The 13,615-nt window shown below is 33.5% G+C and carries 12 protein-coding genes and 2 pseudogenes; 9 read left to right on the forward strand and 5 right to left on the reverse strand.

Annotation, left to right across the window (positions count from 1 at the left end):
- Positions 1-309 precede the first annotated feature (309 nt).
- From ABEB31_RS21705 to ABEB31_RS17920, 3 genes and pseudogenes are all read left to right on the forward strand, one after another.
- Positions 310-561 (forward strand): annotated as a pseudogene (locus ABEB31_RS21705) (ATP-binding cassette domain-containing protein); the annotation flags it as partial.
- A 177-nt stretch (positions 562-738) separates the two neighbouring features.
- Positions 739-1,188 (forward strand): annotated as a pseudogene (locus ABEB31_RS21710) (ABC transporter ATP-binding protein); the annotation flags it as partial.
- Between the two features lie 118 nt (positions 1,189-1,306).
- Positions 1,307-2,071 carry a TIGR02757 family protein gene (locus tag ABEB31_RS17920; RefSeq protein WP_347053027.1) on the forward strand — a complete coding sequence of 255 codons (765 nt, stop codon included), beginning with the start codon at positions 1,307-1,309 and terminating at the stop codon, positions 2,069-2,071.
- Positions 2,072-2,132: 61 nt separating this feature from the next.
- Here ABEB31_RS17920 and ABEB31_RS17925 read toward each other — a convergent pair whose 3' ends face one another.
- Both ABEB31_RS17925 and ABEB31_RS17930 read right to left on the reverse strand, forming a co-directional pair.
- Positions 2,133-3,191 carry a serine hydrolase domain-containing protein gene (locus ABEB31_RS17925; RefSeq protein ID WP_347053028.1) on the reverse strand — a complete coding sequence of 353 codons (1,059 nt, stop codon included), beginning with the start codon at positions 3,189-3,191 and terminating at the stop codon, positions 2,133-2,135.
- 153 nt (positions 3,192-3,344) lie between these two features.
- Positions 3,345-4,481: a helix-turn-helix domain-containing protein gene (locus ABEB31_RS17930; protein ID WP_347053029.1), complete on the reverse strand. Its 1,137-nt coding sequence runs from the start codon at positions 4,479-4,481 to the stop codon at positions 3,345-3,347.
- Positions 4,482-4,740: 259 nt separating this feature from the next.
- Here ABEB31_RS17930 and ABEB31_RS17935 point away from each other — a divergent pair, with 259 nt between their 5' ends.
- Positions 4,741-6,093 (forward strand): DEAD/DEAH box helicase, encoded by a 1,353-nt coding sequence (locus ABEB31_RS17935; RefSeq protein WP_347053030.1) that lies wholly within the window; start codon positions 4,741-4,743, stop codon positions 6,091-6,093.
- A 100-nt stretch (positions 6,094-6,193) separates the two neighbouring features.
- Here the strand turns inward: ABEB31_RS17935 and ABEB31_RS17940 are convergent, their stop codons facing one another.
- Positions 6,194-7,306 (reverse strand): lactonase family protein, encoded by a 1,113-nt coding sequence (locus tag ABEB31_RS17940; protein ID WP_347053031.1) that lies wholly within the window; start codon positions 7,304-7,306, stop codon positions 6,194-6,196.
- 245 nt (positions 7,307-7,551) lie between these two features.
- Between ABEB31_RS17940 and ABEB31_RS17945 the strand changes: the two genes are divergently transcribed.
- The 5 genes from ABEB31_RS17945 to ABEB31_RS17965 all read left to right on the forward strand — a co-directional run bounded on the left by ABEB31_RS17945 (position 7,552) and on the right by ABEB31_RS17965 (position 12,466).
- Positions 7,552-9,480 carry a BatA domain-containing protein gene (locus ABEB31_RS17945; RefSeq protein WP_347053032.1) on the forward strand — a complete coding sequence of 643 codons (1,929 nt, stop codon included), beginning with the start codon at positions 7,552-7,554 and terminating at the stop codon, positions 9,478-9,480.
- 65 nt (positions 9,481-9,545) lie between these two features.
- The gene (locus tag ABEB31_RS17950) at positions 9,546-10,796 is read left to right on the forward strand and encodes a dihydroorotase (protein ID WP_347053033.1); all 1,251 of its coding nucleotides are present in this window, start codon (positions 9,546-9,548) and stop codon (positions 10,794-10,796) included.
- Positions 10,797-10,801: 5 nt separating this feature from the next.
- Entirely contained in the window at positions 10,802-11,128 is a 327-nt protein-coding gene (locus tag ABEB31_RS17955) for a hypothetical protein (protein ID WP_347053034.1), read from the forward strand.
- 79 nt (positions 11,129-11,207) lie between these two features.
- Positions 11,208-11,852: an alpha/beta hydrolase gene (locus ABEB31_RS17960; protein WP_347053035.1), complete on the forward strand. Its 645-nt coding sequence runs from the start codon at positions 11,208-11,210 to the stop codon at positions 11,850-11,852.
- A gap of 44 nt (positions 11,853-11,896) precedes the next feature.
- Positions 11,897-12,466: a cysteine hydrolase family protein gene (locus tag ABEB31_RS17965; protein ID WP_347053036.1), complete on the forward strand. Its 570-nt coding sequence runs from the start codon at positions 11,897-11,899 to the stop codon at positions 12,464-12,466.
- A 175-nt stretch (positions 12,467-12,641) separates the two neighbouring features.
- Here ABEB31_RS17965 and ABEB31_RS17970 read toward each other — a convergent pair whose 3' ends face one another.
- A complete protein-coding gene (locus tag ABEB31_RS17970) occupies positions 12,642-13,067 on the reverse strand; it encodes a hypothetical protein (protein WP_347053037.1) in 426 nt (141 codons plus the stop codon).
- 43 nt (positions 13,068-13,110) lie between these two features.
- Positions 13,111-13,614: a hypothetical protein gene (locus ABEB31_RS17975; RefSeq protein ID WP_347053038.1), complete on the reverse strand. Its 504-nt coding sequence runs from the start codon at positions 13,612-13,614 to the stop codon at positions 13,111-13,113.
- Position 13,615 lies beyond the last annotated feature (1 nt).

Below are 13,615 nucleotides of genomic sequence, written 5' to 3' on the forward strand. Positions count from 1 at the left end.
GATTTTAGATTTTAGATTTTAGATTTTAGATTTTAGATTTTAGATTTTAGATTTTAGATTTTAGATTTTAGATTTTCAAAAGCAAAGCTTTTGAAAATCTAATTAAACCTTCTTCTAAACTTGGAGCTTACTACTAGATATTCTATTTTCTATTTTCTATTTTCTATTTTCTTTCCTCTTTCCTCTTTCCTCTTTCCTCTTTCCTCTTTCCTCTCTCCTTCCTCCCCTCTTTTTTAACAACTAACTTTTAACTTTTAACTTTTGACATTGATTATTATCTTCGTTACTTTGTAAAAACAGTTTCACTACATGATACAGGCAAAAAACATACATAAATTCTACGACAAACTTGAAGTTTTAAAAGGTGTCGATCTACATATCAAGAAAGGCGAAATTGTTTCGATTGTTGGGGCTTCGGGCGCAGGAAAAACAACCTTATTGCAGATTTTAGGGACTTTAGACAAACCCGATCACAATCCGGATTCTTCTTTGACCATAAATGGAAAAAATGTTCTCGAACTTCAAAATGTAACCTCTGATAATTCTAAACAAGAAAGAAATTTTAAAATTGTAACCTGGTTAGGATCTCTATATATCATTGTGCTGGCGATCTTTTTGATATTTTTCAGGAATAAAATAGAAGACGGTATGTTGGGATATGTAGAAACCGCGGCGATGTTTTTGCCTTTACTTTCCATGTTAATTTATTACAATCGTTATTTCAAAAAGAAAAGCAGACAGGACAAAATATTATCGGACTTCAGAAATTTAAACTTAGGATTTATATTTCAGTTTCATCAGCTTTTACCGGAGTTTACAGCACTGGAAAACGTTTGTATTCCGGCACATATAGCAGGCAAAAAACCTTCAGAAACAGAAGCCGAAGCAAAAAAACTGCTTTCGTTTTTAGGATTATCACACCGAATTAATCACAAACCCAACGAACTTTCAGGCGGAGAGCAACAACGTGTTGCAGTCGCACGTGCCCTAATTAATAAACCTGATGTTATTTTTGCCGATGAGCCATCTGGAAATCTGGATACAAATTCTGCAGAAAATCTTCATCAGCTGTTTTTTCAGCTTCGCGACGAATTCGGACAGACGTTTGTAATTGTAACCCACAACGAAGAATTGGCCAATATGGCGGATCGAAAATTAGTGATGGTCGACGGATTAATTAGTAATTAGGAGCTATTTCCAGCTGTCCACTATATCTCTCTTTGCCTCGTGAAAAAACGAGACAAAAAAAGGATGCCGTTCCCATCTGGGCCAGGACACCGGAATAAACAAGAAGATTTCATTTAAAATGAACCAAAAAGAACTTAAAGAATTTCTCGACGAAAAAGTCATCCAGTATAACAATCAGGATTTTATAGAAAGTGACCCTGTTCAGATTCCGCATCTTTTTTCTCAGAAAGAAGATATCGAAATTGCCGGTTTTCTAAGCGCTTCTATCGCTTGGGGAAACCGTAAAATGATCATTAAAAATTCGCACAGAATGATGGAATTAATGGGCAACGCGCCCTACGATTTTGTCATGTCACATTCTGTGGAAGATTTAGCACGACTGGAAACTTTTGTTCACAGAACTTTCAACGGACATGATTTTGCAGGTTTTATAAAAGGATTAAAAAACATCTATCAAAATCATAAAGGACTGGAAGCTGTTTTTGCTAAAAACCAGGAAAAAGATAGTCTGCAAAAGAGCATTAGTGCATTTAAAAAGATATTCTTCGAAACCGATCATTTAGCACGAACCCAAAAACACATTTCCGATCCGTTGAATAACTCAGCAGCAAAAAGGATCAACATGTACCTGCGATGGATGGTGCGTGAGGATGCAAAAGGAGTCGATTTAGGAATATGGAAAAGTATTTCGCCATCCGCTTTATCTTGTCCGCTCGATGTTCATTCGGGAAATGTTGCCCGTAAACTTGATATCCTTTCGCGAAAGCAAAACGATGCAAAAGCACTTGCAGAATTAGATAAAAAACTTAGAGAAATGGATGCTTCCGATCCTGTAAAATACGATTTTGCTTTGTTTGGTTTGGGTGTTTTTGAAGGGTTTTAATAAGTAAAAAAAGTAACTCATTAAATAACACTTAACGAATTACTTTTCATCATTTTAGCCTTTATCTGGAAGCGATTTCAGCAATTTGATTCAGAATTTCTTGTCTCATCTTAGAATTTCTTTGATCTAGAAGTATAATCACGCCCCAATTTTTAGCTCTATTGTAACAAATAACAGACGATTGCCCCATAGAATCTCCTGATTTTAAATACAACGTACCATTTTCGTCAGTAATAATATTGGTACCCAATCCTAATTCTCTTTTTTCATCTTTGTAAAAGATTTTTTCAGTCAGTATTGCTGCTTTTCCTACTTTAGATTCTGTAATCAAAACTGCTTTTAAAAACTTCACCATATCAGAAGCATCCGATTTTATTAATCCCGCAGCGGCTGTAACATTCCATTTTAAGAATTCCTGATTTCCTCCATTCTGATTATGTCTGGTTGTTCTGTTCTTTACATTAAAATCTTTGGTTAATGTAGTGGTCATTTTTAGAGGCTTTATAATTTTTTCTGTAATAATTTCATCATAACTTTTATCATAAACCGTTTCTAATATTTGTCCAAGCAAAGTATATCCAATTGTAGAATAACGATATTTTCCGTAATCTTTTAATTCTGTACAATTGTTTATTAAAACATTAAGCGTGTTTTGAGTAACACTGCTTAAAGGCTGCTGCGGATCTGTTTCTACCAATCTGCCAAAATCCAAATCAGGCAAACCGGATTGATGAGATGCCAAATCGGAAATTTTTATTTTATTTTGAATATTCTGATGTAGCACATATGACTTTGGAAGATAACCATCAATGTAATCATCCAATTTTATTTTATTTTCAACAACTGCCTGTGCAATTAAATTGGTAGTTAAAATCTTGGTTATCGATGCAATTTCAAATATTGAATTCTTATTAATTTGAGTTTTACTTTCTGCATTTAAAGTACCGTAGGAAGTATAATATTCCTCATTATTTTTAATGAAGCCAATACTAATTCCTAAACCGGGATTTTTTTGAAAATTACTTTTTACTATTGAATCTATTTTTTTAGTAATGTTTTGTCCAAAAGAAAAGTGGCTGGCTACTAAAAATGCTATTAAAAATTTTACTGAATTTTTCATGGTATCGAATTTTAGGTTAAAAATTTATTTCGATACAAAGATGTGGAAGTCTTTAAGCCTGTGCGACCGAATAAAATTACTCGAACGCATTTGTTGTAAAAAACAAGTACGAATAATTAAAACAAGACGTACGGGTAATTACAAAACACTAAATTACAAAGCTTTACGGTAATGAGTTGGCGTATTTCCGGTATGTTTTTTAAATGCAGTATTAAAAGAAGATTTTGAATTAAAACCCACTTCGTAGAGAATTTCAAGAATAGTGACCTTACTTTTTGTAACGTCTTTTAAAATATCTAAAGCATATTCGATACGATACCCATTTATAAAATCATAAAAATGCTGTTCTAATTTATGATTAATTAAAAGTGACAGATCACGAACAGGAATTTTAATGCCATTGGAGACATCCTGAATAGTCAGCGATGGATTAAGAAATGGTTTTTCTTCTGTCATATAGTGCTTCAGTTTCAACAATTCTTCATTGTAGATGTCTTTTACTTCAATTTGCCCTCTACTTTTATCTTCTAAAACAATATCAGAAACCAATTTTAGTCTGGAATCGACATTTCTAAATAAATCCGGATTATTTAAGGCTTTAAATAAATACCAGCAAACAATAAGAAGCTGAAAGACAAGTCCGCCGATTTTTATCCATTCTGAGATATTTTGATATTCAGAAAATTTAAGAATATTTTTTAAAAGGGCAATAGAATACAATATACTAAGTACAATTGTAAATTGAAACAGCCAGTTGTAAGAGTTGATACTGGTACCGGAATTATTTTCAAGATATAGTTTTTTGGCTTTTTTTAAAAGCATAAAAACAGCAATAATATAAGCAAATAACTGAATGTGTATAAGGATATGATTGAACTGAATCTCAATCATATTTTGATGGTTCTTAATAAAACTAATTTTAGAAGCAGCATCTACGGCGTAAAAACGCGGCAGCAAGATGATATTTGAAATTAAAAATGGAAGAAGATGTAGTAAATATAGGGGTTTCAGCTTAAAATCGGAATAGCAAACAGATACTACATAAAGGTAAAAAACAGGAATTTGCAAGAAAGAAAATGTAATTCTAAACATTCCCAGATTAGATGGATTATTGTTCAGCAACTCAAATAACGGAACGCTGCTATCCAGCGCACATAGTAACAAAAAAACAGCAAAAAGAGCATTACTTATCTTATGTTTGGTTTTTACTGTTACCAGAAAAAAAGCAAGAAACAAACAGATGAATAAGGAGATTACAGTAACTATAAGTAATAAATTAATCTTATCCATTCAGGTTATTTTACTTTTGGTTTTAGTAGATTTTCTATCACTTCAAAAATATTCAAAAAAAAATATAAAGTATCAATTGTTGCGTTTTATTTGACAGCAAAATACTGTAAAACATCATTTTGTATTTAGGATAACAGTCAATTCAAAAAATTTCATCTTTGAAAATCAAACAGTTAAACAACTAAAAATTCCTATTAGGCTGATGTTTTATTAATCAAACCGTTATTTTAATGTACCTTTGCACAAAATTAAAAAGCAAATGAGCACTTTCGAAAAATTTAATCTTCCAAAATCGGTACAAAAAGCAATTGATGATTTAGGATTTGTAACGCCAACACCAATTCAGGAAAAATCTTTTTCTGTAATTACTTCCGGACGCGATATGATGGGAATTGCTCAAACCGGAACCGGTAAAACATTTGCTTATTTATTGCCTCTTTTAAAATTATATAAATTTACCAATACCAATACTCCTAAAATCGTAATTCTGGTTCCAACGCGCGAACTTGTGGTTCAGGTTGTAGAAGAAGTTGAAAAACTGACCAAATACATGTCGGTTAAGACCCTTGGAATTTACGGAGGTGTAAATATCAATACTCAGAAAAAAGCAGTTTACGAAGGTGTGGACATTTTGGTGGGAACACCGGGACGAACAATGGACTTAGCGCTAGACGCGGTAGTTCGCTTTGATGATACTCAGAAATTGGTTATTGACGAGTTTGACGAAATGCTAAATTTAGGTTTCCGTACGCAATTAACGGCGCTTTTGGCAATGATGAAAAACAAACGTCAGAACATTTTGTTCTCAGCAACAATGACAGACGAAGTTGATACTATTTTAAATGATTATTTTGATTTCCCGGAAGAAGTTACTTTGGCCGCTTCAGGAACTCCACTAGAAAAAATTACTCAGATTACCTATAATGCTCCAAACTTTAATACGAAAGTAAATCTCTTAAAACATTTACTCGAAACTGACGAAAGCATGGAACGCGTTCTGATTTTTGTGAATAACAAAAAGATTTCAGACATGCTTCATACCCGTATTGATGAAATTTTTGACGGTCAGTTTGGTGTTATTCACTCTAACAAATCTCAGAATTATCGTTTGAGTACGATGGCAGAATTTCAGGAAGGAAATCTCCGAGGCCTGATCACCACCGACGTTATGGCCAGAGGTTTGGATATTTCTAATATTACGCACGTTATCAATTTTGAACTTCCTGAATTACCGGAGCTTTACATGCACAGAATTGGTCGTACAGGTCGTGCAGATGCCACAGGAACTGCCATTAGTTTTGTAACGCCTCGTGAAGAAGAATACAAAATTGAAATTGAAGTTTTAATGAATCAGGAACTTAAAATCGCTGATTTTCCTGAAAATGTTGAAATCTCAGAAAAACTAATCGAACCTGAAAAAGACAGACAGCCAATTAAGTTCTTAATGAAAAAACCAAAACTGGACGGTGAAGGAGCTTTCCACGAAAAGGCAAAAAAGAACAAGAAAGTAAATCTTGGAGGTCCGTCTAAAACCAAAAAGAAAACACACGGCTCTGTTAACAGAAATATGTTGAAAACAAGAGATAAGAAAAGAAAAGATAAGGATAAATAGCCCTTATTTTAGGAACAAAGGTTCAAAGGGAAAAGGAACAAAGGCTCAAAAGTGCATAAATCTTTGCACCTCTGAGCCTTTGTTCCTTTGAACCTTAATATTAAATCTTAGTAAACACCAATCCCACCGGTGAACACAATTGGATTCTTTTTCCGGTGTCTGTGATTTTTCCTGTTGTGATATCTCTTTTAAAAATAACGATATCATTTGTATATTGATGTCCTACCAAAAGGAAATTTCCTGTTGGATCGATGGCGAAATCTCTTGGCCCTTTTCCTAAAGTGCTTTGTTGCTCTACTAATTCTATATTTCCGTCTTTCAGGATTTTATAAACTGAAATTGCATTTGCATCTACACGATCAGAAACATATAAAAATTTTCCGTCAGGCGAAATTTTAATTGCTGCCGCACCCGTTCCTCCTTTAAAATCTTTTGCAAGAATACTGGTTTCGGCGATCTGTTTCAAATTTCCGGTTTTGTCGTAACTAAATGTCGTTAATGTTCCATCTAATTCCTGAACGAGGTAAACAAATTTACCGTCTTTGCTAAATGTCAGATGCCTTGGTCCGCTTCCCGGTTTTACAGCAACACTTCCTTTTAAAGTCAGAATTTCATTTTTAGAAGCCGGATTGTATTTATAAATAAAAACTTTATCCAAACCTAAATCATTAGATAAAACAAACTTTTTATCCGGAGAAAAAACAACCATATGCACATGCGCTTTTTCCTGACGAGCAGCATTTGGTCCTTTTCCTTCATGCTGAATTAACTGCTGTACTTCTGTAATACTTCCGTCGGCATTTTTCTTAAAAACCACGATACTTCCACCAGAATAATTGGCTACAAGTACGTTTTTATCATCATTAATTAAATGACAAGGATCGGCTCCCAAAGCATCATTTTTGTTTAAAAAATTTACCTTTCCGGATGCTGAATTGTATGAAAATGCACTTACTGTACTTTGTGTACCATTCTCGTTTACGGCATAAATAAACTTATTATCTGCAGAAACCGATAAGTAACTCGGACTTACCACATTTTCTGAGGAATTTTTTAATTTAAAATCGCCAGTTGCAGCATTAAATTCGTAAACATAGATTCCGTTACTTTGACAGGTATTGGTATAAGTTCCAACCAAAAGATTGAATTTACTTTGAGCTTTAAGAGTGGTTATTGATAAAGCTGAAAATAATATTAACGATATTTTTTTCATAGTTTGTTTTTTTGAATTAGCTAAAATAAGCAATAATATTGTTTTGAAATATCAAGATTGTTAGAAAGAAATTATAAAAATTCCATTTATCTGTTCTTATTTCATAACTATTAAGTTCAATCTGTCCGTACTTTTGTTTAGTTAGACAATTTACAATTAATAACACTCCTGCTTATAATCTCTATGGTTACGTATATGGTTTAAATAATTTAATTCGTACTTTTGACAAGTAAATCGAAGCCAGAATGCATTTTAAACATCCCGAAATTCTCTACTTTCTGTTTTTATTGATTGTTCCAATTTTGGTTCATTTATTTCAATTAAGACGCTTTAAGACTTCTTATTTTACCAATGTCAGGTTTTTAAAGGAACTTGCAATTCAAACCCGTAAGAGTTCCAAAATTAAAAAACGTCTTTTACTAGCGACTCGTCTGTTGTTGCTTGCCTTTATCATTTTTGCCTTTGCCCAGCCATTCTTTGAAGCAGCAGACAGTAAAAATGCCTCAAACGAAATGTATATCGTTTTGGATAATTCTTTCAGCATGCAGGCCAAAGGAAAAAAAGGCGAATTGTTAAAGCGTGCCGTTCAGGAATTACTGGAAAATACTCCCGAAACGGCTCAATTCTCACTGCTGACCAATACAGAAAACTTTTGGAACACCGATATTAAATCCTCTAAAAGTGCTTTGCAAAATTTAAAATACAGTGCCGCCCCTTTTGATCTTTCCGCCATCACTGCAAAAATTAAAGCTCATAAATCATCGCATCAAAAAGATATTATAATTATCACAGATGCCGTTGGTCTTAAGGAAAAAGATATTGCTATCATAGATTTTAAAGAGAAACCCTATTTTATAGTTCCGGAAGCCGAGCAAAAAAACAACATTTCGATCGACAGCGTTTATATTAACCAGACTTTGGAGAATTTTTATGAAATCGGAATCAATTTGTCGGCTTTTGGAGAGGACTTCAAGCCTGTTTCTACCGCTTTATACAATCAGAACAAATTAATTGCTAAGACGATTATCAATTTTGACAACAAGAAAAAGAAAATCAAATTTACAATTCCCAAAGAAGCTTTTCATGGTTATGTCGTTATTGAAGACAATGGATTAACATATGACAACAAATTGTTTTTCAGCATTTCTAAAAGTAAAAAAACAAATATCATCAGTATTGGCGAACCGGAAAAAAGTAATTTCTTATCGAGAATTTATACTTCCGGAGAATTTAATTACCACAACTACCCTATTAGTTCTCTAGATTACAATAGTTTAGACAAGCAGAATACCATTATTTTAAACGAATTAACCGAAATACCACAGGCTTTGCAAACTACCTTAAAATCGTTTGTTTCTAAAGGGGGAAATCTGGTGGTTATTCCGTCTGAGAAAAGTTCTGTTTCCAGTTTAAATGCATTACTTGGAAATTTGGGAAAAGTTCAGTTTGGAAATTTTGAAAATAACAGTAAACTGATCACAAAGATTAATTTTGATCATCCTTTATTTTCAGGAGTTTTCGAAAACCGAATTACCAATTTTCAATATCCGAAGGTAAACGGTTCATTTGTTGTTTCCAGTTCTTATCCTTCGGTGCTTTCATTTGAAGATCAAACTGCATTTGTAACTTCTGTTCAAAATCAGGTTTCAGGAATAACGGTTTTTACAGCTCCGATAAATGTTACGAATTCTAATTTTCAGCAGTCACCATTAATTGTTCCATTGTTTTACAAAATCGCTCAGAACAATCAGAAAACAGGCGTAAATGCCCTAACTATTGGAAACAATCAGCCTTATTTTGTTGATGTATTATTGACAAAAGATGCGATTTTGGAAGTAAAAGGAAATGAAGATTCTTTTATTCCAATTCAGCAGATCTTAAACAATAAAGTAAAACTAACGTTTAATGATTTTCCGGACACCGCAGGAAATTATGGGGTTTACGATAAGAAAGAATGGATTGAAAACATCAGTTTCAATTATAAAAGAACAGAAAGCGATTTGAGTCAGGTAAATACCAACATAGTCTCTGATTTTAAAACTGCCGACACAATTTCGACCATATTCGATACGTTACAAACGGAGCGAACCGACAGCCAGATTTGGAAATGGTTTGTTATCTTTGCACTGTTATTTTTAGCATTGGAAATGGCCATTATAAAATTTGTAAAATGATGAGATTCAAATTCTGAATCACCATATTTTTACAAAAATCATTTTACTAAAAAATATCTACATATATGAAAATAATCATCAAAAGCGCCAAAATTATCGACTCAAAAAGTCCTTTTCACAATCAAAGTGTTGATCTTTTAATTGCAGATGGTTTGATAGAAAAAATAGGCATTTCCCTGCCTAACGACGATGCAGAAATTGTTCGTCTTGAAAGTCTGTGTGTTTCTCCGGGATGGTTTGACAGCAGTGTTTCGCTGGGAGAACCAGGGTACGAAGATCGTGAAACTATTGCAAATGGTTTAAACGTTGCAGCAAAAAGCGGTTTTACTGCCATAGGTTTACAGCCTAACTCCTTCCCTGTTATCGACAATCAGTCTCAGGTTAATTTTGTAAAAAGCAAGGCAAATGGTTTTGCTACAGAAATTTTTCCTATCGGAGCTTTGACAAAAGGCAGCGAAGGAAAAGATATGGCAGAACTTTTTGATATGCAAAAAGCCGGAGCGATTGCTTTTGGAGATTACAACAAAAGTATTGAGAATGCCAATCTTCTTAAAATAGCACTGCAATACGTACAGGATTTTAACGGATTGGTAATTGCCTATTCACAAGATCCAAATATTAAAGGAAACGGTGTTGCAAACGAAGGAATTGTTTCAACAAGATTAGGTTTGAAAGGAATTCCGAATTTGGCAGAAGAACTTCAGATTTCAAGAAATCTGTTTTTACTTGAATATACAGGCGGAAAACTTCATATTCCGACCATTTCTACAGCAAAATCGGTTGAGTTAATCCGCGAAGCCAAAGCAAAAGGCTTAAGTGTAACATGCAGCGCTTCTGTACATCATCTGGTTTTAACCGATGAAAAATTAGACGGTTTTGATACCCGTTTTAAAGTTACTCCGCCATTACGAACAGAAGTTGACAGACAGGCTTTACTAAACGGAATTGCAGACCATACGATCGACATGATCACTTCTGACCATAACCCGATTGATATTGAATTCAAAAAAATGGAATTTGATACAGCAAAGAATGGAACAATCGGATTAGAAAGTGCTTTTGGAGCGTTGCTAACTGTTTTACCGGTCGAAACTATTGTTGCTAAATTAACTGCAGGAAGAGACGTTTTTGGTTTGGAACATAATACAATTGAAGAAGGTGCAAAAGCCAATTTCACCTTATTTACAACAGACGGAAAATCGACTTTTACGAAGGATGCTATTCTTTCAAAATCTAAAAATTCTGCTTTTTTAGGAACTGAAATTCACGGTGCTGTTTATGGCATTTTCAATCAGAATCAACTTGTTACAAAATAATACAAATGAAGAATACAATAGAAGAAGGAAAAGCAATTGCAATTACCAGTTATATTTTAATTATTGGGGTTTTAATTGCCATGTCAATGAATTCTGAAAATAAAAATAGCTTTGCTTCTTTTCATATCCGTCAGGCGTTAGGTTTATCTTTAACTTTTATTTCGCTGGGCGCTATCATCAGTAATTTTGACAGTTTTTTTATCACTTTCCCCATGTGGATCTGCATTTCGATTCTTTGGACTTTTGGTATTTTTAATGCTATCCAGGGACAAATGAAACCAATTCCGCTGGTTGGAGCATTATTTCAAAAATGGTTCAAAAAAATTGGCTAATTTTTTAATTTTCAACCTGAAAATTAAAAACTTCGTCAAAGTTGAGCAATTCCCAATTAATTTACAATTTACAATCAAAATGAATCTATCGTTAGAATATCAAATAAGAGAACCAAAAGTAATTTTAGAGAAAAATCCGTTATTGCTATTATTGCACGGGTACGGCAGTAATGAAGCGGATTTGTTTTCATTCGCTTCGGAACTTCCGGATAATTACTACGTCATTTCTGCAAGAGCTCCCTACGATTTACAATACGGAAGTTACGCGTGGTATGCCATAAATTTTGATGCCGATCAGAATAAATTTTCAGATAACGAACAGGCAAAAACTTCCAGAGATGCAATTGCTTCTTTTATTGATGAAGTAGTAGCAAATTATCCGATTGATCCAAATAAAGTAACTTTAATCGGTTTCAGCCAAGGATCCATTTTAAGCTATGCAACCGCACTTTCCTATCCTGAAAAAATTCAGCGTGTTGTGGCGATGAGCGGTTATTTTAATGAAGAAATTATTAAAGAAGGTTTTGAAAATAATGATTTTACAAACCTAAAAATATTTGCTTCTCACGGAACTGTGGATCAGGTTATTCCAATTGAATGGGCCAGGAAAACCCCTGCAATTTTAGAAAAATTAAATATTCTGGTTGTGTACAAGGAATATCCGGTTGGTCACGGTGTTGCGCCGCAAAATTTCTTTGATTTTAAGAATTGGCTAAATTCATAATAAAAACGACTCCGTTCTCACTATCGCATCTTAAGATTTAAACTATGAGCACCATAAAAATTGATAATCCGGCATTGATCTTAATTGATATTCAAAAGGGATTTCTGGATACTGCCTATTGGGGCACAGAAAGAAATAATTTGAATGCAGAACAAAAAGCAGGAGAATTATTGGAAATCTGGAGAGCAAAAAATCTTCCTGTGTTTCATATTCAACATTGCTCTTCAAATCCTGATTCTATTTTAAATGAAAAGAATTCTGGAAATGAATTCCAGGATGTGGTAAAACCTTTAGAAGGCGAAATTATCATACAGAAAAATGTAAACAGCGCTTTTATCGGCACTAATTTGAAAGAGTTATTAGATAATGCTAAAATTACAAATCTGGTAATTGTTGGTTTAACAACAGATCATTGTGTTTCTACAACTACGAGAATGGCCGGAAACTTTGGCTATGAAACTTATTTGGTTTCTGATGCTACGGCAACCTTTAATAAAAAAGGAGTAAATGGCGAAGAGTTCTCTGCGGAAATAATCCATCAGACTGCTTTAGCAAGTTTAAATGGAGAGTTTGCCCAGGTTGTAACTTCTGAATTTATTAGAGAGATGGTTTAATTTCTTTAATTGAATACAAAAAATTAAATCTCCAGATTTAGCAGATCTGGAAGATAAATGTCAATAAAAAAACTGCTAAATCTGCGAGAGTTAAATTTTCACAAACACAAAGTGAGATGTAAATTGGTGTCACCATTTCACATCTCACTTTTACTTTTTAATTGGAATATAGAATTTAATTTCCAGTATATATAATCTTTCCGGCTTTCTTCAGAACATATCCTTTCCATGGACTTAACTGCCAATCGCCATTAACCCAGGAATCGCCTTCGGATTTCCTTTCTAAAATAATTGATTCTTTCTGCGTATCTAAAAACAGTTCTGCTTTATTTCCGTCAAAAATCACATACGATACAGTGCTATATTTTTTGCCATCATCGAAATGTGATAATTTTGTTCCTTCAAAAATTCTGATACATTCCTTTTTTAGTTTCGACCAAGTGTAACCTGCCGAGGCTTTACATCCGTGAGAATCCTGGTCTGCCCCCACTGCGGCCTTTCTTTCGTTAGTTATTTCCTTTGGAGTCTTATTCTCCTGAGAAACTTTTTTAGCACATGACATGGCGCTTACAATAATCAAAAACAAAAACATCTTTTTCATAGTCCTATAATTTAGAGGTCAAAAAAAATAGGATTAAAAAATCCTATTTTTGGTATAACCAGGTTTGATTTACTTCAAAAGTAATATTATCATCGTTATCAACAAAATATTTTAACAAGACTTCTCCCCATAATTCGCCGTTACTGTAATCTGCGATGATCCATCGGTGATTCAGGATTTTTACTTTGTTAATAATAAATTTTGTCGAACCAATCTGATCCTGACCTGTATAAGGATTCCCTTTTGGATTTGCGTTGAAGTCTAATAATTTCTCGGTTACAACCGGAATTAATTTTTCGTACAAAATTACTTTTCCACCAGAAGCGCTGTTATCGAAGTAATTCTGCGCATTTTCGTTATGTTCTAATGAAAAATAATCAGCTTCTGCTAATTGGTTTTTTACGAGATTAATACTGTCTCTTAATTTCTTTGTTGTTTTATCATATCTATTTTGCGCAAATTTTACTTCTCCGCTATAAAAAGCGTAAGTAAAAACATTCATTAAAATGGCAAGAATAAAAAGATAAAGCATTAAGGATTTTTTCATT

The organism is Flavobacterium olei (assembly GCF_039749035.1).
GTDB lineage: Bacteria > Bacteroidota > Bacteroidia > Flavobacteriales > Flavobacteriaceae > Flavobacterium > Flavobacterium olei.